This window comes from Streptomyces sp. NPDC020299, from assembly GCF_044387825.1.
GTDB lineage: Bacteria > Actinomycetota > Actinomycetes > Streptomycetales > Streptomycetaceae > Streptomyces.
Genome location: NZ_JBIRWL010000017.1, coordinates 20734 through 42455 on the forward strand (window position 1 = coordinate 20734; position 21722 = coordinate 42455).

Here is a 21722-nt window from a genome sequence, read left to right on the forward strand (position 1 = left end):
CGTAGCCGCACCTCCCCTGTCGGCTCTGGTGGTGTCCAGTGGAGTCCCTACCATAGCCACCTCGTCCGTTAGCTCCGGATAAGCGGTTTTACAAGAATTTGATCTGGGCTGATACGGCTCATCCGGCTGCGTCAGCACTTGCTCGTCGCTCTGATCCACCTCTTACCCCCCGCCGGGTCCCGCGCCACTCGCTCTTCCCTATAAACGCCCGGTCCCATCTGCGGGTTCCCGGGGCAACGGATACAGTCACGCCCAGGCAACCACGGGACAGGAGAGGGTCATTACCGGCAACCGGCTGACGAGCTGGGCGTTCGCCGACGCCTTTGTCGCCGAGGACGACGCGCTGCGCTGGGCCCGCGACCGGGCCCGGGAGGCTGGGCTGCGCTCGGTGTCGCCCGGCGCGGGCGCCGCGCTGCGGTTGCTCGCCGCCACCGTGGACGCCAAGGCGGTGGCGGAGATCGGGACCGGGACCGGTGTCTCCGGGATCCATCTGCTGCACGGGATGCGGCCCGACGGGGTGCTGACCACCGTGGATCCGGAGCCGGAGCACCAGCAGTTCGCCCGGCAGGCGTTCCGTGCCTGCGGCTTCGCCAGCAACCGCGCCCGCTTCATCCCCGGCCGCGCCCTGGACGTACTGCCCCGCCTCGCGGACGCCGGCTACGACCTGGTCTTCTGCGACGGCGACCGCCTCGAGTACCTCGACTACCTCGCTGAATCGTTGCGCCTGCTGCGTACGGGCGGCGTGGTGGTCTTCGAGGGCGTCTTCGGCAACGGCCGGACGGTGGACTCGGGACCGCAGCCCACCGAGGTGCTGCGCCTGCGGGAGCTGCTGCGCACGGTCCGGGAGAGCCAGGACCTGGTGCCGTCCTTACTGCCGGTGGGCGACGGGCTGCTGTGCGCGGTCAAGCGATGAGCGGTCTGCGCGCGGTCAAGCGATGAGCGGCCCGCGCGCCGACCGGTGCGGGTCCCGGGCCCGGGTCATCCGGGAGGCGTGAAGGCCGTGCGCGCGGGTACGCGACGGGCGGGATAGTCCGGGAACGCGGCTGCCCCGGCACCGGGGCGGTGTCGGGGCAGCCGGAAGGATTGCGTCGCTTGCGCGTCAGACGACGACCTTCTTGAGGGCGTCGCCGAGCGCCTCCGCCTCGTCGGGGGTCAGCTCGACGACGAGCCGACCGCCGCCTTCGAGCGGAACGCGCATGACGATGCCCCGCCCCTCCTTGGTCACCTCGAGCGGGCCATCACCCGTCCGCGGCTTCATGGCCGCCATGCTCGTTCCCCTTCCTGAAACCCAGCTCACCCGTCAGCCGACGGCCCTGGGAGGGCACGCGCGGTCCGGCAGGACACGCGACACCGGCATCGAACACATTGCTTCCAAGCCATTATCCCGCATCTCAGGACCCGATGACCAACATCAGTAGGCATCGCTTGGGCAACGCGCGCGAGCAAAACCACCCAATTCGGGGATGTGACTGCGATACTGCGCACCCCCACGGTCATTCCGCCCGCCTGATCCGGAACGGCTTTCTTTGACGCAGGTCACACGTCCGGTCCGGTACGCCGACGATGATCTCGGCCATGCTGTCCTTCAGACAGAGGACGTACCGAGCGGTACGTCCAGCCGTGACACCGAAGGGGATACGCCATGGCCGACACCGTGCTCTACGAGGTCAGCGACGGGCTCGCGACGATCACGCTGAACCGCCCCGAGGCGATGAACGCGCTGAACATCGCGGCCAAGGTCGCCCTCCGGGACGCGGCACAGGCGGCGGCCTCCGACGACGCCGTGCGGGCGGTGCTGCTGACCGCGGCCGGGGACCGGGCGTTCTGCGTGGGGCAGGACCTCAAGGAGCACATCGGACTGCTGGCCGCCGACCGGGAGACCGGGTCGGGGCACACGATGAGCACCGTACGGGAGCACTACAACCCGATCGTGCGGGCGCTGGCCGAGGCGCCCAAGCCGGTGGTCGCGGCGGTCAACGGGGTCGCGGCGGGGGCGGGCTTCGGTTTCGCGCTCGCGGCCGACTACCGGCTGGTCGCGGAGACGGCGGCCTTCAACACGTCCTTCGCGGGCGTGGCCCTGACCGCCGACTCCGGCATCTCCTGGACGCTGCCGCGGGTCGTCGGCCCGGGCCGGGCGGCCGACCTGCTGCTCTTCCCGCGCAGCATCACCGCGCGGGAGGCGTACGAGCTGGGGATCGCCAACCGTCTCGTGCCCGCCGGTGAGCTGCGGGCCGAGGCGGAGAAGGTGGCGCGGGCGCTGGCGGAGGGGCCGACCGTGGCGTACGCGGCGCTCAAGGAGGCCGTGGCGTACGGGCTCGACCACTCGCTCGCCGAGACCCTCGAGAAGGAGGACGAGCTCCAGACGCGGGCCGGCCGGTCCGAGGACCACGCGATCGCGGTGCAGGCCTTCGTGAACAAGGAGAGGCCGAAGTACCTGGGTCGGTGAGGGCCGCAGGCCTGGGCGGTGCGGCCCCTCGGGGGCGTCCGGCCGCTCAGGCCCGTCTGGCCACGCACGCCTGGAGGTGGTCGTCCACCAGGCCGCACGCCTGCATCAGGGCGTACGCCGTCGTCGGGCCGACGAAGCGCAGGCCCCGCTTCTTCAGCGCCTTGGACAGGGCCGTCGACTCCGGGGTGACCGGCAGGACGTCGGACAGGGTCTTCGGGACGGGGCGGCCGGCCGGGTCCGGTGCGTGGGACCAGATCAGCTCGTCCAGCTCGCCCGGGGACCAGTCGGCGAGCACGCGCGCGTTGGCGAGCGTCGCGTCGATCTTGGCGCGGTTGCGGATGATGCCGACGTCGGCGAGGAGGCGTTCGCGGTCCTCGTCGGTGAAGGCCGCCACCGCGGCGATCTTGAAGTCGGCGAACGCGGCACGGAAGCCGGGGCGGCGGCGCAGGATCGTGATCCAGGACAGGCCCGACTGGAAGGCCTCCAGGCTGAGGCGCTCGAAGAGGGCGTCGTCGCCGTGGACCGGGCGGCCCCACTCCTCGTCGTGGTACGTCACGTACTCCGCGGCGGACAGGGCCCAGGGGCAGCGCAGCACGCCGTCCGGGCCGGCGAGGGCGGTGCCGTCGCTCACTGCTGTCCCTCCTGGGCGGGCTTGTCGGCCGGAGCGGGGGCCGCGGCCCGGGCACCGGCCAGCGCGGACTCCAGGTCGGCGATACGGGCGTCCCGCTCGGCGAGTTCGGCGCCGAGGCGGCCGAGCGCGTCGTCCACGTCGGCCATGCGGTAGCCGCGGGGGGCGAGCGGGAAGCGGAGGCTCTCCACGTCCGCGCGGCCGACCGGGCGGTCCGGCGGCAACCGGTCGTCCAGGCGCTCCGGCGCGGCCTCGGGCAGCGGACCGCTCTCGCCGCCGCCCACCACGGCGAGTGTCACCGCGGCGACCACGACGGCGAGCGCGACGACCAGGAACAAGAACATAACCATCGCTGAGGGTCCCCACGCTCGGTGTGCTCGGTGTACTCGGTGTACTGGGTGCCGAACACCGACTGCTGAAGTGTCTGGGTCCGATCGTGCCATGCGACGCTGACGGTTAGGGTCGCAGGCGGCCGTTGACCGGTATGTACTAGGAGAGGTCACAGGGGATGCTCAGGCTGGGCAAGCGGGAATTCGGGCCGCACGAGCCGGTGGTCATGGCGATCGTGAACCGGACCCCGGACTCCTTCTACGACCAGGGGGCCACGTTCCGGGACGAACCGGCCCTCGCGCGCGTGGAGCAGGCGGTGGCCGAGGGAGCCGCGATCATCGACATCGGCGGGGTGAAGGCCGGGCCCGGCGAGGAGGTGTCGGCGCGGGAGGAGGCGCGGCGGACGGTCGGGTTCGTGGCGGAGGTGCGGCGCCGCTTCCCGGACGTGATCATCAGCGTGGACACCTGGCGGGCCGAGGTCGGGGAGGCGGTCTGCGAGGCCGGGGCGGATCTGCTGAACGACGCGTGGGGCGGCGTGGATCCGGGGCTGGCGGAGGTCGCGGCGCGGTACGGGGTGGGGCTGGTGTGTACGCACGCGGGGGGTGCCGAGCCGCGTACCCGGCCGCATCGGGTGGCGTACGACGACGTCATGGCGGACATTCTGCGGGTCACGGTGGGCCTGGCCGAGCGGGCGGTCGCGCTCGGGGTGCCGCGGGAGTCGGTGCTGATCGATCCCGGGCATGACTTCGGGAAGAACACCCGGCACAGCCTGGAGGCGACACGGCGGCTCGGGGAGATGGTCGACACGGGGTGGCCCGTGCTGGTGTCGCTGTCGAACAAGGACTTCGTCGGGGAGACGCTGGACCGGCCGGTCAAGGAGCGGGTGGTGGGGACGCTGGCCACGACTGCCGTGTCGGCGTGGCTGGGGGCGCAGGTGTACCGGGTGCACGAGGTGGCGGAGACGCGGCAGGTGCTGGACATGGTGGCGTCCATCGCGGGCCACCGCCCACCGGCGGTGGCCCGGCGGGGGCTGGCCTAGCCCTTTTCTCGCCCCCGCCGCCCCTGCCCTTCCCGTCCCCAGGGGCTCCGCCCCTTCGACCCCGCCAGGGGGCTGCGCCCCCTGGACCCCCGCTTCGGCCTGAACGGCCTCGTCCTCAAGCGCCGGACGGGCTGATAATCGAGAGCCGTGCCTTTCAGCCCACTCGCACGGGTGGTGGGTGGGCATAGGCCGGGGGTCTGGGGGCGGAGCCCCCAGCGGGGGCCGCTGCGTGGGCCTCGACCTGATGGTCGGTTCCGGCCCCGCGCCAGCGGTCAGCGGCCCGCCTCCTTCGACACCAGGGCTACCGCCTCGTCCACCTCGTCCGTGACGTGGAAGAGGAGGAGGTCCTTCTCGGCTGCCTTGCCCTGGGCCACGACCGTGTTCCGGAGCCAGGAGACGAGGCCGCCCCAGTAGTCGGTGCCGAAGAGGACGATGGGGAAGCGGGTGACCTTCTGGGTCTGGACGAGGGTGAGGGCCTCGAAGAGTTCGTCGAGGGTGCCGAGGCCGCCCGGGAGGACCACGAAGCCCTGGGCGTACTTGACGAACATCATCTTGCGGACGAAGAAGTACCGGAAATTGAGCCCGATGTCGACGTAGGGGTTGAGCCCCTGCTCGAAGGGCAGCTCGATGCCGAGGCCGACCGAGGTGCCACCCGCCTCACTGGCCCCCTTGTTGGCCGCCTCCATGGCTCCCGGGCCGCCACCGGTGATGACCGCCCACCCCGCCTGGACCAGGCCGCGGCCGAGGCGCACGCCGGCGTCGTACTCCGGTGCGTCGACGGGCGTCCGCGCCGAGCCGAACACGCTGATGGCGGGCGGGAGTTCGGCGAGGGTGCCGAAGCCCTCGATGAACTCCGACTGGATGCGCAGGACCCGCCACGGGTCGGTGTGCACCCAGTCGGTGGGGGCGCGCTCGTCCAGCAGCCGCTGGTCCGTCGTGCTCGCGGTCACCTGGCCGCGCCGCCTGAGGACCGGTCCCAGCCGCTGCTCCTCCGGTGGCTGCTTCTTGCCCTCGGGATTCCCGGTAGCCATGTGCGCTCCCTCCGCTTGCAGGGTCTTTCCACCTCAGCCTAGATCGCCGGGGGTTACGGACGGGGGACCTGAGCATGTCCGCCATGAAGCGGCATGGCGGGCCGTCACCGGGTGAGCCAGCCCCGCAGGCGTTCCTCGGCCGAGATGATCTTCGCTGTTTCTACCCTTTCGTCCCGCTTGTGTGCCAAATGCGGGTTACCGGGACCGTAGTTGACCGCGGGGACCCCCAGGGACGAGAAGCGGGAGACGTCCGTCCAGCCGTACTTGGGCTGCGGGGTGCCGCCCACCGCCTCGATGAACTCCACCGCCGCCGGGTGGGACAGCCCCGGCAGCGCCCCGCCGCTGAGGTCGTCCACCACGAACTCCTCGACACCGCAGTCGGCGAAGACCTCGCGGACGTGCGCGACGGCCTCCTCCTCCGTACGGTCGGGCGCGAAGCGGAAGTTGACCGTGACCACGCATTCGTCGGGGATGACGTTGCCGGCCACGCCGCCGCCGATGCCCACCGCGTTCAGGCCCTCGCGGTACTCCAGGCCGTCGATGACCGGGTAGCGCGGCTCGTAGGCGGCCAGGCGGGCCAGGATGGGGGCCGCCGCGTGGATCGCGTTGGAGCCCATCCAGCCGCGCGCGGAGTGGGCCCGCTCCCCCTTGGTCTTCAGCAGGACCCGCAGGGTGCCCTGGCAGCCGCCCTCGACCTGTCCGTCCGACGGCTCCAGCAGCACCGCGAAGTCGCCCGCGAGCCAGTCCGGGTGGGCCTCGGACACGTGCTTGAGGCCGTTCAGCTCGGCGGCGACCTCCTCGTTGTCGTAGAAGACGAAGGTGAGGTCGCGGTTGGGGGCCGGGACCGTGGCCGCGATACGGAGCTGGACCGCGACGCCCGACTTCATGTCACAGGTGCCGCAGCCCCACAGGACACCGTCGTCGTCCAGCCGGGAGGGCACGTTGCCGGCGATCGGGACCGTGTCGATGTGGCCCGCCAGGATCACCCGCTCCGTCCGGCCGAGGTTCGTACGGGCGATCACGTTGTTGCCGTACCGGTCGACCGTCAGGTGCGGCAGGGCCCGCAGCGCGGCCTCGACCGCGTCCGCGAGCGGCTTCTCGGTGCCGCTCTCCGAAGGGAAGTCGACCAGCCGCGCGGTGAGCTCGGCGGCGTCCAGAGTCAGGTCAAGGGTGCTGTCGGCCATGTCGTCGACCCTAACCTGCCATCCGGCACCCGGAACGGGGACCGCGGCGGCCTCCAGTACCCTCAACGCGTGTCAGAGCCGTCCCCCACTCCCAAACGTCGCGGCCGCCTCTTCCGTTTCGGGGCGGCCTTCCTGGTACTGCTGGCCGTCGCGGGCTACCTCGTGGTGCAGTACATCACCGCAGGCAGCGGTCCGGGCTGCAAGGTCGTCTCGTCCGCCCAGGACGGGACGTCGTACGAGTTCACGCCCGAACAGGCGGTGAACGCGGCGACGATCGCCGCCGTCGGCACCGGGCGCGACATGCCCCAGCGGGCGGTGACCATCGCGCTGGCGACCGCGCTCCAGGAGTCGGGGCTGCGCAACCTGGAGCACGGCGACCGGGATTCGCTGGGCCTGTTCCAGCAGCGGTCCTCGCAGGGCTGGGGCTCCCCGAAGCAGATCATGGACCCGACGTACGCGGCGGGCATCTTCTACGAGCACCTGGGCAAGATCCCCGGCTACACGACGCTGCCGCTCACCGTGGCCGCGCAGCGCGTGCAGCGCAGCGGCTACCCGGAGGCGTACGCCAAGCACGAGCCGGACGCCACCCTGCTCGCCGCCGCCCTGACCGGGACCGCGGCGGCCACGCTGACCTGTGACGGGCGGCCGGAGTCCCAGGTCGCGGCCACCGGCCCGGACGCGGTACGGGCCGCGCTGGTACGGGACTTCGGGCGCGACGCCTTCGAGGAGGCCGGAGACGAGGTGAGCGGCAAGGAGCCGGCGACGCCGTCCCCGAGCGTGACCGCCGAGGCGCACGGCCGGACCGTGACCGTCCCGGTACCCGCCGACGACACGCCGAAGGACGGCACGCGGACGAAGCCGCGGACGAAACGGACCGAAGCGGAGCGCGGCTGGCAGCTGGCGCACTGGGCGGTGGCCAACTCCTCCGCCCTGCACATCGAACAGGTGTCGTACGCCGGGCGGCAGTGGGCCGCCGGGAGCACGGACAGCCGGTGGCGCAGCGCCGCGCCGACGGGCACCCACGGGGCCGAGGCGTCCGCGGGTGCCGTGCGGATCGTGACCGGGCAGTAGTACGGGCGCTCACTCGCCGGGGTCACGCGGCGCGGGTCGCGGATGCGGGGTGCACAGGTATTCGCGCTCTTCCCTCAGGGGCGCTCGATTCCTTGGGAGACCGGGGCCGTAAGGATTCTGCGGGAGGCACGAGCGGGCACCTTTTGCCCGTTTTCACCCGCAGTAGATAATGCGATGCGTTGCCAATTCTTTACCTTCGGCCTCCGCAACCTTCGGGGGACTCGAGCGGTAGTCACTGCGTCCGAGTCCGGACGATCAGTTCATCGTTCCCTCCCGTCGAAGGAGCATCATGTCCCTCCCCCTGACCCGCCGGATCGCCCGTGCCGCGCTGCTCGTCGCAGCGGGAGCGGCCGCCGGGGTCGGTGCGGCCGGCTCTGCCGGCGCGGCCACGAACCTGCCCGCCACCACGCCGGACCTCGGCGGGCTGACCGCGTTGGACGGGGCCAGCACCGGCAACGCGGTCGACAGCACCACGCAGCATGTCACCGGGGTCGCGGGTGAGTCCGGCAGCCAGGCGGTCAAGAAGGCGGTGCCGGCCGCGGGCAAGACCGGTGGCAAGGCGCTGAAGCAGGCGACGCCGGCCGCGCAGAAGACCGCCGGGGACGTGGCGGGAGCCGCCGGCGGTGTCCTCGGTGACACCGCCGCGTCGGCCACCAAGGGCGGACTGCCCACGGACGCTCTCACCAAGGGTGGACTGCCGACCAAGGGACTGCCCACCAAGGGACTGCCGACCAAGGGGCTGCCCACCAAGGGCGGGCTGCCGACGTCTTCGCTGCCGGCCACGAAGGGTGTGTCGCTGGGCGGCTGAGCCCGGCCGCCACTCGCCTACGGCGGCGGGGCCCCAGGGAGTGTCCTGGGGCCCCGCCGCCTTCGCGTGCGTACGCCGGGCAGCGGCCAGTGCGGCCTGCTGCCCGGGACGGCTCCGGCCCGGCGCGGCCCGAGGCCGGCTGCCGGGTCCACGGCTCGCCCGGCCGTCGGCCGCCCGGGGACGGCCGTCAGGAAGCGTCCTGGGGCCCCGTCGCCTTCGCGTGCGTAGCCGCCAGGGTGGCTACTCGGCCAGCCTTCGTACCGCCGCCGCCACGCGCTCGTCCGTGGCCGTGAGCGCCACGCGGACGAACTTCTCACCCGCCGGACCGTAGAAGTCGCCCGGCGCGACGAGGATGCCGCGTTCGGCCAGGTGGGCGACCGTGGACCAGCAGGACTCGTCGCGGGTGGCCCACAGGTAGAGGCTGGCCTCGCTGTGTTCGATGCGGAAGCCGTGGGCGAGGAGGGCGTCACGGAGGGCGGTGCGGCGGGCCGCGTAGCGCTCGCGCTGCTCATGCACATGGGTGTCGTCGCCCAGCGCGGCCACGACCGCCGCCTGGGTGGGCGCGGAGGTCATCATGCCGCCGTGCTTGCGGATCTCCAGGAGCGGGCCCAGGACGGCCGGGTCACCGGCCAGGAAGGCCGCACGGTAGCCCGCCAGGTTGGAGCGCTTGGAGAGCGAGTGGACGGCCACGATGCCGTCGTACGAGCCGCCGTTCACCTCGGGGTGCAGCACCGAGACCGGGTCGGCCTCCCAGCCCAGCTCGAGGTAGCACTCGTCGGACACCAGCAGCACGCCGTGCTCGCGGGCCCAGGCGACGATCCGGGTCAGCTCGTCCTTGGCCAGCACCTGGCCGGTGGGGTTGGAGGGCGAGTTCAGCCAGAGGAGCTTCAGGCCCTCGGGGTCCAGCTCGGTCGGGCCCGGCGCGTCAGCGCCTGATGTCAGCGTGTAGGTCTCGTACTCCGTCCGGGCGAGCCGGGCGCCGACCTCGTACGTCGGATAGGCCAGCCGGGGGAAGGCCACCCTGTCGCCGGGGCCGAGGCCCAGCTGGGTGGGGAGCCAGGCCACCAGCTCCTTGGAGCCGACGATCGGCAGGACGTGGCGGTGGGTGACCCCGCGGGCGCCGAGGCGGCGCTCCAGCCAGCCCGTGATGGCGTCGCGCAGCGCCGGGGTGCCCCAGACCGTCGGATAGCCCGGAGAGTCGGCCGCGGCGATCAGGGCCTTCTGGACGAGCTCGGGGACCGGGTCGACCGGGGTGCCCACGGACAGGTCGACGATGCCGTCAGGGTGCGCGGCAGCCGTCTTCTTGTAGGGCTCCAGCTTGTCCCACGGGAACGTCGGGAGGCGGTCGGAGACTGCGGACACGGGATCAGGCTCACTTTCGTCGGTACGGCAAACGCCTCGGTCCCGTGCGGCCGTGATCGGGCGATCAGGCCGTACGGGACCGAGGCGGCGCGGATGCGGGCCGCTGGACCGCCTACGGGTTACTCGCCCTGCGGCGGCAGCGCGGCGATGAAGGGGTGGTCCCGCTCGATCAGACCCAGCTTGCTGGCGCCGCCCGGGGAGCCGAGCTCGTCGAAGAACTCGACGTTCGCCTTGTAGTAGTCCTTCCACTCCTCCGGAGTGTCGTCCTCGTAGAAGATCGCCTCGACCGGGCAGACCGGCTCACAGGCACCACAGTCGACGCATTCGTCCGGGTGGATGTACAAGGACCGCTGGCCCTCGTAGATGCAGTCGACCGGGCACTCCTCGATGCACGCCTTGTCCTTCACGTCGACACAAGGCTGCGCGATGACGTAGGTCACGCTGTCGTTCCTCCTCGATAGGGCGCTGGCGGGCCTCCTCAGGCTCCGCCGCCTGGCGCGCGGGAGCGCGGCGTCGTCGATGCCCGCCCCTAGTATCTCCGTTCTCGGGCATGATCCGAACAGGAGGGGTGAACTGACCTGTGGAAATCTCGGCCGCTGGGCGCTTCGAGGTCCGTATCACCGCCGCTGACGTGGGAAAACGGGTCTCGGTGCGACGCTTGAGTGAGGCTGAAGCTCCGGGAGAGAAGTTCACCGACACGGTGGGTGTTCTCACATCATGGGACAACGGCGTGCTGCTGATCACACAGCGGGACGGCCAAAGTGTCCGGATCCCGGAATCCGCGCTGGTGGCGGGCAAGGTGGTGCCGGCCGCTCCGGCGCGTCGGCGTGGCCCCGCGGCCACCTACGCGGAGCTCGCGCACGTCGCGTCCCGGGCGTGGCGTCCGGTGGAGAGCGAGCGGCTGGGCGAGTGGGAGCTGCGGGCGGCAGTGCAGCAGGTGCCGCGCGATGGGGGTCCCCCCAGGCATTCGGCTCTGGGGGAGCGTCCGTGGGGGGCGGTGGTCGGGCGACGGGCGGGCTTCACTCGAAGGGCGAACAGTGTGCTGCCGCTCGGCGATCCCGGGCTGCCTCTCGACGAAGCCCTCACGGCCGTACGACGCTGGTACGACGAGCGCGGGCTCCCCGCGTACATCCAGACCGCGACCGGCGCCGAGGGCACGCAGGAGCTGCTCTGCGCGGAGCTGGAGCGGCGCGGCTGGGTGCGCGAGGTGACCGCCGAGCTGTGGATCGGCGCGCTGGCTCCGGTCGCCGACCGGGCCGAGGGCACCGGGGTGCTGCTGGCCCGGACGGCGGACGAGGCGTGGCTGGCGCGGTATCAGCGCAAAGGGGTAAGTGAGGTGGCCCTGAAGGTGCTGGGCGGTGGACCGTCCGTGTGGTTCGCGACGGTCCCCCGGGAGGGGGGCGGCGAGCCGCTCGCCATCGGCCGGTGTGTCGTGGACGGGCGGTGGGCCGGGTTCGCCGCCGTCGAAGTCGACCCGGCCGAGCGGCGCCGCGGGCTGGCCACCGTCGTGATGGCCGCCCTCGCCCGCCGGGCCCTGGACGAGGGTGCCTCGGCGGCCTGGCTCCAGGTCGAGGCGGACAACGGGGCGGCGCGGGCGCTGTACGCCGGGATGGGCTTCGCGGCGCACCACGCCTACCACCACTACCGGGCGCCGGATGTCCCCGACGCCCGGTACGGATCCGCCTGAAGGGGCAGGTACCGATGATGCGTCCCCCCTCTCCCCCGCCCCCGGAACGCTCCGCCGAGCTGCGTCAGCGGTTCGCCGAGGAGGCGCGGTCCGAGCGGCCCGACCTGTCGGCGCTGTGTCTGCTGCTCGCCGCGCAGGCGGACGGCACCCTGGACGAGGCCGGCATGGACGCGGCGCAGATGGAGCTGGACCGGCTCGCGGGCGAGCTGCCGTTCCGGCCCGGCGGGCCGCGCGCGTGGGCCACGGCGCTGTGCGAGCTGCTCGGCGACCGGTACGGCTTCCGGGGCTGCGCCGCGGACTACCAGCGGCTGGAGTCCTCGCTGCTGCACGAGGTGCTCCGGCGGCGGCGCGGGCTGCCGATCCTGCTGTCGGTGGTGTGGATGGAGGTCGCCCGGCGGGCCGGCGCGCCGGTGTACGGCGTCGCGCTGCCCGGGCACTTCGTGGTGGGGTTCGGGCCGGCGGCGGAGCAGGTGCTCGCCGATCCGTTCGACGGAGGACGGGTCCTGACGGGGACGGACGCGGAGTTGCTCGTCGTCGGGGCGACGGGGGCTCCGCCGGTCCCGGAGATGCTGGAGCCGACCGATCCGCTGGACGTCATGGTGCGGATCCTGAACAACGTCCGGGCGTGGGCCGCGGCCCGGCCGGAGCGGTCGGACGTGGCGCTGTGGGGCGTGGAGCTGTCACTGCTGCTGCCCCACCATCCGGCCCGGCTGCGCTACGACCGGGCGCAACTGCTCGTGCAGCGCGGTGACTTCGTCGGGGGCGCGGCCGAACTCGACGCGTACGCCGAGCTGGTGGAGGTGGTCGACGAGACGACCGCGCAGCGGGTACGGAAGCAGGCCCACGCGGCACGCGCCATGCTCAACTGAGCCGGGGCGCGCGGGGCGTCACAGCCAGCCCTTCTCCCGCGCGATCCGTACCGCCTCGGCTCTGTTCCTGACCGCGAGCTTCTGGATCGCCGTCGAGAGGTAGTTGCGTACCGTCCCCTGGGACAGGTGCAGGGCGGCTGCCAGTTCGGCGTTGGTGGAGCCGTCGGCGGCGGCGCGGAGGACCTCGCGTTCGCGGTCGGTGAGGGGGTTGGCGCCCTCGGCCAGGGCCGCCGCGGCGAGTACGGGGTCGATGACGCGCTCACCGGCCAGCACCTTGCGTACCGCTGCGGCGAGTTGGGCCGCGGGGGCGTCCTTGACCAGGAAGGCGTCGGCGCCCGCCTCCATGGCGCTGCGCAGATAGCCGGGGCGGCCGAAGGTGGTGAGCACGACCAGCTTGACCGCGGGCAGCTCCTTGTGGACCTGCGCGGCGGCCTCGATACCGGTGCAGCCCGGCATCTCTATGTCGAGCAGGGCGACGTCCACGCCGTGCGCGCGGGCGGCGGCCAGCACCTCGTCCCCGCGTGACACCTGGACGACGACGTCGATGTCGTCCTCGAGGCCGAGCAGGGCGGCCAGCGCCTCCCGGACCATCGACTGGTCCTCGGCGAGGAGAACCTTGATCGTACTGCTCATGCCCCGGATACTACGTCGGCCGCGGTGGCCGTGGGCACGCGGGCGACCAGCCGGAAGCCGTGCCTGACCCGGCCCGCCTCAAGAGTGCCGCCGGCCTTCTCCAGACGTTCGGTCAGACCGGTCAGACCGTTGCCGGGCCCCTGGCCGGAGCCGCCCGATCCATCGTCCTCGACGGAGAGTTCGAGGACGGGGCCGTCCAGGGTCTGGCGGCGCAGCACCTCCACCGTGCAGCGGCCGGCGCCGCTGTGCCGTACGACGTTGGTGACCGCCTCGCGCAGCGCCCAGGCGAGGGTGGCCTCGGCATCCTCGGGGACGCCGGCGAGGTCCGGTTCGGCGGGCACGTCGGCGACGACTCCGGCCGCGGTCAGGGCGACCTGGGCGCCGGCGAGTTCGGCGGCCAGACGGGGGCGGCGGTAGCCGGTGACGGCCTCCCGTACGTCCACCAGCGCCTGCCTGCTGACCTTTTCGATGTCGGCGACCTGCTGGGCCGCCTTGTCGGGGTGGCCGGGGAGCATACGGCCCGCCAGCTCGCTCTTGAGCGTGATCAGGGAGAGCGAGTGGCCGAGCAGGTCGTGCAGGTCACGGGCGAGGCGGAGCCGTTCCTCGTTGGCGGCGAGCTGGGCGACGGTGGCCCGGGCCTTGCGCAACTCCACGGTCATGTGGACGAGCTGGCGTACACCGCTCATGGAGTAGCCGACGAGCAGCACGATGATGAACAGCCCCCAGGCGGTCTCCTGGCCGACGCGCAGCCCGACCAGGATCAGCGCGGCGGTGGTCGCCGGGATCGTCCAGTACGCCACGCGCAGCGGGAGGGTCGCCCCGCAGGTGACCGAGACGTACACGAACAGGCCGAGCCAGGATTTGCCCAGGGTGAAGGACAGGACGACGGCCAGTACGAAGAGCACGCCCACCAGGGCCCCGACGACCGGGCCGCCGAAAGGCCGCCCCATGTTGCGGAAGACCACGGCCAGGTAGATCCCGGTGAAGGAGACGAACCCCGCCCAGCCGGCCACGGTGGCGCCGGTGGTGTGGTGGCCCCCGGTCAGGTCGCTCACCGGGGAGCCGAGGAAGATCAGCCAGGGCAGGATCCACACCAGTTTGCGCACGGCCTCGCTCCTGTTGCGGGGCGCCTCCCCCATGCGCATCAGCCGCTCCGCCCGGGCCTCGTCGGCGGCCTCCAGGTCTTCCGTCATGGTGCTCACGCCTTCAGCGTGTCCTTCCGGTACAGCCAGGCCGCGCTGCCCGCGAAGAGCACGAAGAACACGGCGAGGATGGCGATGTCCTGGGCGTGCGGGGCCTGGCTCTGCTCGATCGCCCGTCCGAGAGCAGCGTACGCGTGCGTGGGGAGCCACTTGGCGATGTCCTGGAGCCACTGCGGGAAGGTCGTCGAGGGCATCCACAGGCCGCCGAGCATCGACAGGCCGAAGTACGTGATCATCGTGATCGGACGGACCGCGTCGCCGGTGGCGAGGTAGCCGATGGCCACGCCGAGCGCGGCGAAGACCAGGCTGCCGGCCCAGATGGAGCCGGTGAGCGCCAGCCACTGCCAGGCGTCGAGGCGTACGTCCTTCACGGCCGCGGCGACGACGAACACGATGACGATGGACGGCAGGCTGACCACGGCGGCGCTCGCGGTCTTGGCGAGCACATACCCGCGCCCGGGCAGCGTGGTGAGCCGCAGCTGCCGTACCCAGCCGCTCTCCCGCTCCTTGGCGATGCGCTCGCTGTTGCCCATGAGTACGGCGGTCAGAGCGCCGAAGGAGGCCATGGACACCATCATGTAGGTCGGCACGGTCAGACCCGTGCCGTCGATCTTGGTGTGGCTGTCGGCGTTGCCCGCGATGAGCAGGAACAGGGCCGACGGGTAGATCACCGAGAAGAACAGGAACTTGCGGTTGCGCAGGGAGCGCGCGAGTTCCAGCTTGACGAGACTGTTCACGACTGCGCGGCCTCCTTGGCCTCTTCGGCCTGCGTGATGGCGACGAAGGCCTGCTCGAGCCCGAGCCCGGCGACTTCGAGGTTGCGGGGGTAGACGCCGAGGCCGTACAGGGCGTGCACGGTGGCGTCGGCGTCGGTGGACTGGATGCGGATGGTCTGCCCGGATATGTCGATCGTGCTGAGGAACGGCAGACCGCGCAGCCCGGTCTCGTCGATCTCGCCCTCCAGGTCGAAGGAGACCCGGCGGGCGCCCGCCTTGGCCTTGATCTCGGCGGCGGTGCCGTCGGCCAGCAGCCGGCCCCGGTGCAGGACGAGCACGCGGTCGGCGATGGCGTCGGCCTCTTCGAGGTAGTGCGTGGCGAACAGCACGGTCCGCCCCTGGTCGGCCTGCTCGCGCATGGTGGCCCAGAAGGCCTGGCGGGCGGAGACGTCCATGCCGGTGGTCGGCTCGTCCAGGACGATCAGGTCGCTGTCGCCGGCCGTGGCGAGGGCGAAGCGGACGCGCTGGACCTGGCCGCCGGAGAGCTTGTTGACCTTACGGTCGGCGATCTGGGAGATGCCCGCGCGGGCGAGCACGTCGGCGGCCTTGTACGGCTTCGGGTGCAGGGAGCAGGCCAGCTTCACCAGCTCGGCGACGGTGACCTCGTCCATCAGCCCGCCGCTCTGCAGCATGGCGCCGACCCGCCCGGCGACGATGGCCTCGCGCGGGCTGGTGCCGAAGACGCTGACCGTGCCGCCGTCGGCCTGCTTGAGACCGAGCAGCAGGTCGAGGGTGGTGGACTTGCCCGCACCGTTCGGGCCCAGCAGGGCCACGGTCTCCCCCGGGTGCAGCTGGAGCGAGAGCCCGTCCACGGCCCGCGTACTCCCGTACGTCTTGCTCACCTGGTCGAACCCGACCACCGGGGTGGTGGTGGTCGCCGCTGTCGTTGTCATGACGTACATGCTGGCTTCCGGGCCCGGGCCGGTGTCAGTGTCGGCGGTCCCGAGTGCCGGATGACAGATGTCATGCGAACGGCGTGACATGACAGGAGGGGGCGCCCGGTGATCACCGGGCGCCCCCTCCGCGTCGGTCCCGCTCAGCTCGGGTTCGTGTCGATGACCGCGATCCGGTTGGTCTTGCTCATCAGCGCGGTGCGCAGGTTGATGTAGACCTCCTCCGGCGTGAGGGGGGTCTTCTTGCCGTTGGCCCGGGTGATCAGCACGCCGTCGAACGTCTGGCCGTACAGCTCCTTCAGGGCGGCCAGGTCGGGCTTGTCGACCAGCTTGCCGTTGACCGGCGTCACCCTGAGGAACTTCCACAGCGAGTTCTGCGGGCTCATCGGGACCGAGTGCGCGGCGTCCGTCTGCACCGTCACGTTCGCCGACATCGCCGGCTCCGCGAACTTCTTCATCTCGCGGTCGACCTCGGCGTTGGAGACCGCCGGCTGCTTGGTGGTCGTCGGCACGGTCACCGCGGCCCCCTTGCCGGTCTCCACCTCCGCGCGGTACGCGTCCTCGACGGACTGCGTGGCCCGGGCGGCGTCGATGGCCTTGCCGGCCTTGCCGTAGACGGCGACGGCCTTCCCGGACTTGAACTCGATCGTCCCCTCCTTGACCGAGCCGGAGCCGCCGCCGACGCCCTCCAGGGCCGCCTGGAGCTTCTCCTCGTCGACCGGCATCGCGGGCTCGACGACCCGCTTCTGACCGAAGAGCGACCCGATCACGGAGACGGGGTTGTAGTCGCTCTTCGCCGCCGCGCCGACCGTGGACTGGAAGTCGAACTGGAGGCCCGCCTGGTCCGGCGTGAGGGAGACCGTCTTGCCGCCCACCGACAGCTTCAGCGGCTTGTTCACCCGCTCGCCGAAGGCGTCGTCGAGCTTCTTGACGGCTTCGTCGCGGGTGCCGCCGCCGATGTCGACGCCGAGCACGGTGGTGCCCTTGGGCACGTCGGAGTGGTTCATCAGCAGCCCGGCGCCGTAGGCGACACCGGCGACCATGACCACGCCGCCACCGAGCAGCACCAGCTTGCTGCGGCCCTGCTTCTTGGCCTTCTTCGGCTTGCTCTCCGGCACGTTCCGCGAGACCGGCTCGGGCAGCTTGGGGGGCGTGTGCGGCAGCGGCCCGTCGGCGGGCGTGCCCGGCCCGAACGGGGACGTGACGCCCGGCGGGACGACGGGGATGCCGCTGGTGACGGTCTGCCCGGAGACGTTCTCCGCCGGGGACCTGCGGCCGGGGGCACCCCGCTCGGGGGCGGGCTTCTGCGGGGTGAGGATGGCGGTGTCGTCGCTCATGCCACCGCCGGGGCCGCGAGTGCCCGCGCCGGGATGCGTACGGGGCGCACCGGGGGCGCTGGTGGCACCGGGGGCAGCGGCGACGCCAGGGCCGCCGAAACCGGCCGGGGCGTCGAACGCCATACCGGGGTCCATACCGATGTCGCCCAGACCACCCGGGCCACCAGACCCACCCGAACCGGCCGGGGCGCCGCCGACGGGCGGGATCAGCGGGCCGTCACCCGTGACCGGGCCGCTGGTGGGACCCGCGGGGCCCTGCGGCCCGCCGGCGCCACCACGGCCACCCGGACCGTTGAAGTTGCTGGGGCCACCGGGCCCGGCCGGGCCGCCCTGGCCGTTCGGAGCGCCGCGGCCGTTGTCCGCGAAGTACGGCAGATCGTCACGGCGCGGCTCGCCGCTGCCACCGGCGCCGGGACGGGGGCCACTGCCCTTCCCGGTGCCCAGCGGGCCGGCGGCCAGTGCCTCGGTGACGTCGAAGGAGCCGGTGCCGCCGCCGTGCCCGGGGGCCACGGGGCCGCCGGTGGCACCGGGAAGCCCCGCGCCGTTCGTCCCGCCGGGCCGGGACGCGCCCGGCACGCTCATCGAGCCGACCACACCACCGGGACGGCTCGCGCCCGGACGCGTACCGCCCGAGGAACCGGAGCCGCCCGGACGCGCGGCGCCCGAACCCCCGGAACCGTTCGGACGGGTACCGCCCGCGGCACCCGCGCCCGGCGCCGTGGCGGCGCCGGCGGCGGAACCGCCGGGCAGACCGGCGCCGTTCGTGCCGCCGCCGCCCGGACCGCCCTTGGGCGCGCCGGACTTGCGGGGCGCGAACCAGTCGCTGGGCTTCTCCTCGCCCTGCGCGGCGGGCTCGGCGGACGGCTCCACGGTGCCCGCGGACGCCGCGGCGGGGGCCGCGGGTTGCGGGTCCTTGACCGCGTCGTCGGTCTTGCCCTCGGTGTCCGCCGCGACGGGCGTGCGCATCACGACCGGCGGGATGGGCCGCGATCCGGGGATGTTGATCCGGATGCGGGTCGTCAGGGTGGTCTCGGTCTTGCGTTCCTCCGGCTGCGCGGCCGAACGGCCCGCGTCCGCACCGTCGTCGGAAACCATGGGGGTCCCGTACGGCGGCGTGCCCGAGGGGTATGCGGCTCCGCCGCGCCCGTTGGGCCCGGAGGACGGAGTGTCAGTTTCACGACTCAAGGCAGGTTCTCCCGGTTGGCTCCGCCGCCCGCGTTACGACCTCTCTCGGGCGACTCGGCGGCGCGCACCACCATACTGGCCACTTCTGGCGCTTATCCCACGACCGCTGGGGAAACCCACACCGGACTCGCACGCGCGCCGCGTGGCGAAGTGGTACGTCACTTGCCAAGTCGGGCGGCGCCGCCCCCAGGTTGCCGCCCTGACCCAAGGGTGGCGCAGATCACAGCGAGGGCCATGCCACCGAGCAGGAACAGGTAGGACCCGCCGCCCGCGCCGAACAGGAAATCCCCTTCGGGACGGCTGGTGGTGAGGAAGATGACGGTCACGATCCAGCCAACCACCGGCGCGACCGCCCCGGCGCGACTGCCCATCGCGTACGCCCCCCCGAGGAACACCCCGGCCGCGCCCGCCAGGGCAAGCAGCAGCCCTCCCGGGAACCACCCCGCCTGCACCAACGCCCCGGCCATGGCAACCACCACACCCAGCACGAACAACCCCACCAGGCCGGCGATCCGCCCACCCGAGGGCCGCCGCAAAGGCTGCGCGAGCATCGAACCCCGCTCCGCCCCACTCATGACGCCTCCTCGATCCCGGCGAACAGATCGGTCTCCCGCTCACTCTTCCGCACGGATTGCCCGACGGCGTCCGGCCGCTCACCGCTCACCAACTCGTAGTACTCCGTGGTGAACAGGGGCTGCGCCAGCTCGTTGGAGAGCGCGAAGTAAGGCTCGGCGACCTCGATCTGGGTGGCGTGCGCGCGCATGGCGGCGGCCTTGGCGGCGGCGTAGGCGCCACCGTCGATCGCGGTGGTGATCCGCCCCTCATCCACCACACCAGGCACGTCATCCACGGCAGCGGCCTTCGCGAACGGCAGACCGGGCAGATCATCGGCCAGCCGCCCGAACGCGGCCTCGGCGACGGGACGCGGAACCCGGTTCCAGTAGACCTTCGGAACCCGCCAGCCCGCCTCACCGGCCAGCTCCACGGCCCTCATGGCGACGCGGTGGGCCTGGATGTGATCAGGATGGCCGTACCCCCCGTTCTCGTCATAGGTGACGACAACCTGGGGGCGGACCTCGAGAATCACCTGCACAAGATGCCCGGCAGCGTCATCGAGATCGGCCTGCCAGAAACAGCCAGGGTCCTCATTGTCCGGAATACCCATCATGCCGGAGTCCAAGTAGCGCCCCGCGCCACCGAGCAGCCGGAAATCCGCGACACCCAGCTCACCCATCGCGGCGGCCAGCTCCCGCAGCCGGTACTCGCCGAGGGCCGCACCACTCAGATGCCGCAGCTCGGGCGGAATGACCTCACCGAGCTCCCCGAGCGTGCAGGTGACCAGCGTCACCCGGGTACCCATGGCCGCATACCGCGCCATGGTCGCGCCGTTGTTGATCGACTCGTCGTCCGGGTGCGCGTGCACCAGCAGCAGACGCCGCGCGGGCAGTTCCGTCATGGGCCCAGCCTACGAGTTCCTCGCCCCCGTCGATCAGTTTGACCGTGTGTGATTACACGATTACGTACAACGACTATCCGGCTGGTGGGGCGCGGATGCCGGTGGACGGCGAGGCGGTACGACTCAGGGCCGAGGCGGACGAACCGGGCTGGGAGGTGGACCCGGACGACGACTGGGCGTGGCCGTGATCACCACGGTGGCGGGGCGACAGCTGAAGCTGCGGCGGGAGGCTGCGGGGATACGGGCCGGCGAGTTCGGAGCGGCGGTCGGCCACGGGGAGGACCTGGTCTACAAGATCGAAGGCGGCAAGCGGATCCCCCGGCCCGAGTATCTGGACAAGGCGGACGAGGTGTTGGGAGCGGGTGGGTTGCTCTCGGCGATGAAGGAGGATGTGGAGAAGGCCCGGTATCCGAAGAAGGTGCGGGCTTTGGCGGAGTTGGAAGCTCAAGCCGTCGAGATCGGCGTGTACAAAACCAGCAAATCCACGGCCTGTCGCAGACACCGGAGTACATCCGGGCCTGCAGGAGCAGCTACAGCGGCGGCCCTGACGGCGACTCCTGCGTCGAGATCGCGATGGCACCCCGCTCTGTGCACGTCCGCGACTCCAAGCACACCGCCGGCCCCCAGCTCGCACTGAAGCCGGAGGCCTGGGCGTTTTTCGTGTCCGGCGTTTGCGAGTGACCGTGGGGGCCGCTCGCTTCTTGGCATTGTCGTGCTTCCACGATCCGAGTAAAGGGCGCTGCGTTCCGCTTCGCTGCACTCCGCGTCGCCTGCGGCGATCGGCCTTGCGGCCGACCCTTGACTCGGCTCGCTCCAGCACGGGTGAGAAGCGAGCGAGCGGCCCGGAAAGGCGGTGGCCGAGGCTGGCGTTCCCTTCTGTCGGCTGGGTGGTGGGGCGGGGTCGGGGCGCGGAGGCGCCTCGCCTGCACGCCGGGGTGGCTTAGCGGCGATCGGTGAGTGGGTGGCTGGGGGCGGAGCGCAGTCGGCAGGGGGCGGCATGCCGTGTCGGATTGGCGGCTGGCGGCCGGTGGGTGGTGCGCACTGGGTAGGTGGCGGCACGCCGGGAGGGCTTAGCGACTTGCGGTGAGTGGGATGGGGGCGCGTTCGGCGGGTGGCGGCACGCCGGGGTGGCTTAGCGGCGATCGGTGGGTGGGTGGCGGCACGCCGGGGTGGCTTAGCGGCGATCGGTGGGTGGGTGGCTGGGGGCGGGACGCAGTCGGCAGAGGGCGGCATGCCGTGTCGGATTGGCGGCTGGCGGTCGGTGGGTGGTGCGCACGGTGCGCACTGGGTAGGTGGTGGCACGCCGGTCTGACTTAGCGGCTGCGGCTGGTGGGTGGGGTGCGGTGGGGTGCGGTGGGGTGCGGTGGGGTGCGGTGGAGGTCGGGCCTGGGGCGGGTGACTGCCCGGGGGCTGGCGAACCTCGACCCGCGGTCCCCCGGCCCACGACTCGCACAGCCCGCAGCCCTCAGCCGTCAGCCGTCAGCGGTCAGCCGTCAGCCCTCAGCCGTCAGCCCTCAGCCCTCAGCCGTCAGCCCTCAGCCCTCAGCCCTCAGCCCTCAGCCCTCAGCCCTCAGCCCTCAGCCCTCAGCCCTCAGCCCTCAGCCGTCAGCCGTCAGCCGTCAGCCGTCAGCCGTCAGCCGTCAGCCGTGCGGCATACCACCTGCGTCACACTGACCTCACCCGCCACAGTCACCGGTGATTGGCAGATATGGGCCACGGGCGGGGGACGAATCCGCAGGTCGCAGCGCCTGGGCGTGGCCCATATCTACCAATTGCGCCCACCAC

At 72.2% G+C, this 21722-nt stretch carries 23 protein-coding genes and 1 pseudogene; 10 read left to right on the forward strand and 14 right to left on the reverse strand.

Translation table 11 applies throughout. The annotated features are described in order from the left end of the window. Positions 1–295 precede the first annotated feature (295 nt). A complete protein-coding gene (locus tag ACH45E_RS34465; protein WP_361457802.1) occupies positions 296–913 on the forward strand; it encodes an O-methyltransferase in 618 nt (205 codons plus the stop codon). A 186-nt stretch (positions 914–1099) separates the two neighbouring features. Here ACH45E_RS34465 and ACH45E_RS34470 read toward each other — a convergent pair whose 3' ends face one another. After that, positions 1100–1267 carry a DUF3117 domain-containing protein gene (locus ACH45E_RS34470; RefSeq protein WP_018544333.1) on the reverse strand — a complete coding sequence of 56 codons (168 nt, stop codon included), beginning with the start codon at positions 1265–1267 and terminating at the stop codon, positions 1100–1102. Between the two features lie 375 nt (positions 1268–1642). Between ACH45E_RS34470 and ACH45E_RS34475 the strand changes: the two genes are divergently transcribed. Next, positions 1643–2446 carry an enoyl-CoA hydratase-related protein gene (locus tag ACH45E_RS34475; protein WP_361457747.1) on the forward strand — a complete coding sequence of 268 codons (804 nt, stop codon included), beginning with the start codon at positions 1643–1645 and terminating at the stop codon, positions 2444–2446. Between the two features lie 46 nt (positions 2447–2492). On the opposite strand, the gene ACH45E_RS34480 is transcribed toward ACH45E_RS34475, so the two are convergent. Together ACH45E_RS34480 and ACH45E_RS34485 are read right to left on the reverse strand one after the other, a co-directional pair. Further along, a complete protein-coding gene (locus ACH45E_RS34480) occupies positions 2493–3077 on the reverse strand; it encodes a DNA-3-methyladenine glycosylase I (protein ID WP_361457744.1) in 585 nt (194 codons plus the stop codon). Next, positions 3074–3424 (reverse strand): DivIVA domain-containing protein, encoded by a 351-nt coding sequence (locus tag ACH45E_RS34485; RefSeq protein WP_361457741.1) that lies wholly within the window; start codon positions 3422–3424, stop codon positions 3074–3076. Before ACH45E_RS34485 ends, ACH45E_RS34480 begins: the two co-directional genes overlap by 4 nt. A gap of 158 nt (positions 3425–3582) precedes the next feature. On the opposite strand from ACH45E_RS34485, the gene folP reads away from it, so the two are divergent. Continuing rightward, positions 3583–4443 (forward strand): dihydropteroate synthase, encoded by an 861-nt coding sequence (gene folP, locus ACH45E_RS34490; protein WP_361457738.1) that lies wholly within the window; start codon positions 3583–3585, stop codon positions 4441–4443. Positions 4444–4715: 272 nt separating this feature from the next. Here folP and ACH45E_RS34495 read toward each other — a convergent pair whose 3' ends face one another. Continuing rightward, positions 4716–5474, reverse strand: a complete 759-nt coding sequence (locus ACH45E_RS34495) for a TIGR00730 family Rossman fold protein (protein WP_361447779.1) — start codon at positions 5472–5474, stop codon at positions 4716–4718. A 104-nt stretch (positions 5475–5578) separates the two neighbouring features. Next, positions 5579–6658, reverse strand: coding sequence for a succinyl-diaminopimelate desuccinylase (gene dapE, locus ACH45E_RS34500; protein ID WP_361447776.1), 1080 nt, complete (start codon positions 6656–6658; stop codon positions 5579–5581). 69 nt (positions 6659–6727) lie between these two features. Between dapE and ACH45E_RS34505 the strand changes: the two genes are divergently transcribed. Both ACH45E_RS34505 and ACH45E_RS34510 read left to right on the forward strand, forming a co-directional pair. Continuing rightward, positions 6728–7729 carry a heavy metal transporter gene (locus ACH45E_RS34505; protein ID WP_361447773.1) on the forward strand — a complete coding sequence of 334 codons (1002 nt, stop codon included), beginning with the start codon at positions 6728–6730 and terminating at the stop codon, positions 7727–7729. 289 nt (positions 7730–8018) lie between these two features. Beyond that, complete coding sequence (locus ACH45E_RS34510) at positions 8019–8537, forward strand: ATP-binding protein (RefSeq protein WP_361447770.1); 519 nt, start codon at positions 8019–8021, stop codon at positions 8535–8537. A gap of 240 nt (positions 8538–8777) precedes the next feature. Here the strand turns inward: ACH45E_RS34510 and ACH45E_RS34515 are convergent, their stop codons facing one another. Both ACH45E_RS34515 and fdxA read right to left on the reverse strand, forming a co-directional pair. Beyond that, on the reverse strand, positions 8778–9899 hold the full coding sequence (locus ACH45E_RS34515) for a bifunctional succinyldiaminopimelate transaminase/glutamate-prephenate aminotransferase (protein WP_361447767.1): 1122 nt from the start codon (positions 9897–9899) through the stop codon (positions 8778–8780). A gap of 119 nt (positions 9900–10018) precedes the next feature. Continuing rightward, entirely contained in the window at positions 10019–10339 is a 321-nt protein-coding gene (gene fdxA / locus ACH45E_RS34520) for a ferredoxin (RefSeq protein ID WP_018561461.1), read from the reverse strand. A 140-nt stretch (positions 10340–10479) separates the two neighbouring features. Here fdxA and ACH45E_RS34525 point away from each other — a divergent pair, with 140 nt between their 5' ends. Both ACH45E_RS34525 and ACH45E_RS34530 read left to right on the forward strand, forming a co-directional pair. Then, a complete protein-coding gene (locus ACH45E_RS34525) occupies positions 10480–11586 on the forward strand; it encodes a GNAT family N-acetyltransferase (RefSeq protein WP_361447764.1) in 1107 nt (368 codons plus the stop codon). A gap of 17 nt (positions 11587–11603) precedes the next feature. After that, positions 11604–12455, forward strand: coding sequence for a transglutaminase-like domain-containing protein (locus tag ACH45E_RS34530; protein WP_361447815.1), 852 nt, complete (start codon positions 11604–11606; stop codon positions 12453–12455). Between the two features lie 18 nt (positions 12456–12473). On the opposite strand, the gene ACH45E_RS34535 is transcribed toward ACH45E_RS34530, so the two are convergent. The 7 genes from ACH45E_RS34535 to mshB all read right to left on the reverse strand — a co-directional run bounded on the left by ACH45E_RS34535 (position 12474) and on the right by mshB (position 19937). Further along, positions 12474–13088, reverse strand: a complete 615-nt coding sequence (locus tag ACH45E_RS34535; protein WP_361447761.1) for a response regulator transcription factor — start codon at positions 13086–13088, stop codon at positions 12474–12476. After that, entirely contained in the window at positions 13085–14281 is a 1197-nt protein-coding gene (locus ACH45E_RS34540) for a histidine kinase (protein ID WP_361447812.1), read from the reverse strand. The genes ACH45E_RS34535 and ACH45E_RS34540 overlap by 4 nt, the downstream gene beginning before the upstream one ends. Positions 14282–14286: 5 nt before the next feature. Beyond that, complete coding sequence (locus tag ACH45E_RS34545) at positions 14287–15027, reverse strand: ABC transporter permease (protein ID WP_361447758.1); 741 nt, start codon at positions 15025–15027, stop codon at positions 14287–14289. After that, positions 15024–15959, reverse strand: coding sequence for an ABC transporter ATP-binding protein (locus ACH45E_RS34550; RefSeq protein ID WP_361447755.1), 936 nt, complete (start codon positions 15957–15959; stop codon positions 15024–15026). The genes ACH45E_RS34545 and ACH45E_RS34550 overlap by 4 nt, the downstream gene beginning before the upstream one ends. A 143-nt stretch (positions 15960–16102) precedes the next feature. Continuing rightward, positions 16103–18481 (reverse strand): hypothetical protein, encoded by a 2379-nt coding sequence (locus ACH45E_RS34555; RefSeq protein WP_361447753.1) that lies wholly within the window; start codon positions 18479–18481, stop codon positions 16103–16105. Between the two features lie 158 nt (positions 18482–18639). Further along, the gene (locus tag ACH45E_RS34560) at positions 18640–19056 is read right to left on the reverse strand and encodes a DUF6113 family protein (protein WP_361447750.1); all 417 of its coding nucleotides are present in this window, start codon (positions 19054–19056) and stop codon (positions 18640–18642) included. Continuing rightward, positions 19053–19937 (reverse strand): N-acetyl-1-D-myo-inositol-2-amino-2-deoxy-alpha-D-glucopyranoside deacetylase, encoded by an 885-nt coding sequence (gene mshB / locus ACH45E_RS34565; protein WP_361447747.1) that lies wholly within the window; start codon positions 19935–19937, stop codon positions 19053–19055. The genes ACH45E_RS34560 and mshB overlap by 4 nt, the downstream gene beginning before the upstream one ends. 44 nt (positions 19938–19981) lie before the next feature. Here mshB and ACH45E_RS34570 point away from each other — a divergent pair, with 44 nt between their 5' ends. The 3 genes and pseudogenes from ACH45E_RS34570 to ACH45E_RS34580 all read left to right on the forward strand — a co-directional run bounded on the left by ACH45E_RS34570 (position 19982) and on the right by ACH45E_RS34580 (position 20618). Next, positions 19982–20125, forward strand: a complete 144-nt coding sequence (locus tag ACH45E_RS34570; RefSeq protein WP_399042158.1) for a hypothetical protein — start codon at positions 19982–19984, stop codon at positions 20123–20125. An 8-nt stretch (positions 20126–20133) separates the two neighbouring features. Further along, positions 20134–20244 (forward strand): annotated as a pseudogene (locus ACH45E_RS34575) (transcriptional regulator); the annotation flags it as partial. Positions 20245–20417: 173 nt separating this feature from the next. After that, positions 20418–20618: a DUF397 domain-containing protein gene (locus ACH45E_RS34580; protein ID WP_399042219.1), complete on the forward strand. Its 201-nt coding sequence runs from the start codon at positions 20418–20420 to the stop codon at positions 20616–20618. The last annotated feature ends 1104 nt before the right edge of the window (positions 20619–21722 follow it).

Coding starts and splice junctions, on each gene's coding strand:
- ACH45E_RS34530 (WP_361447815.1), top strand. CDS start 11,604: ATGCGTCCCCCCTCTCCCCCGCCCCCGGAACGCTCCGCCGAGCTGCGT.
- ACH45E_RS34535 (WP_361447761.1), bottom strand. CDS start 13,088: ATGAGCAGTACGATCAAGGTTCTCCTCGCCGAGGACCAGTCGATGGTC.
- ACH45E_RS34475 (WP_361457747.1), top strand. CDS start 1,643: ATGGCCGACACCGTGCTCTACGAGGTCAGCGACGGGCTCGCGACGATC.
- dapE (WP_361447776.1), bottom strand. CDS start 6,658: ATGGCCGACAGCACCCTTGACCTGACTCTGGACGCCGCCGAGCTCACC.
- ACH45E_RS34560 (WP_361447750.1), bottom strand. CDS start 19,056: ATGAGTGGGGCGGAGCGGGGTTCGATGCTCGCGCAGCCTTTGCGGCGG.
- ACH45E_RS34470 (WP_018544333.1), bottom strand. CDS start 1,267: ATGGCGGCCATGAAGCCGCGGACGGGTGATGGCCCGCTCGAGGTGACC.
- ACH45E_RS34510 (WP_361447770.1), top strand. CDS start 8,019: ATGTCCCTCCCCCTGACCCGCCGGATCGCCCGTGCCGCGCTGCTCGTC.
- folP (WP_361457738.1), top strand. CDS start 3,583: ATGCTCAGGCTGGGCAAGCGGGAATTCGGGCCGCACGAGCCGGTGGTC.
- ACH45E_RS34540 (WP_361447812.1), bottom strand. CDS start 14,281: ATGACGGAAGACCTGGAGGCCGCCGACGAGGCCCGGGCGGAGCGGCTG.
- ACH45E_RS34485 (WP_361457741.1), bottom strand. CDS start 3,424: ATGGTTATGTTCTTGTTCCTGGTCGTCGCGCTCGCCGTCGTGGTCGCC.
- ACH45E_RS34495 (WP_361447779.1), bottom strand. CDS start 5,474: ATGGCTACCGGGAATCCCGAGGGCAAGAAGCAGCCACCGGAGGAGCAG.
- mshB (WP_361447747.1), bottom strand. CDS start 19,937: ATGACGGAACTGCCCGCGCGGCGTCTGCTGCTGGTGCACGCGCACCCG.
- ACH45E_RS34550 (WP_361447755.1), bottom strand. CDS start 15,959: ATGACAACGACAGCGGCGACCACCACCACCCCGGTGGTCGGGTTCGAC.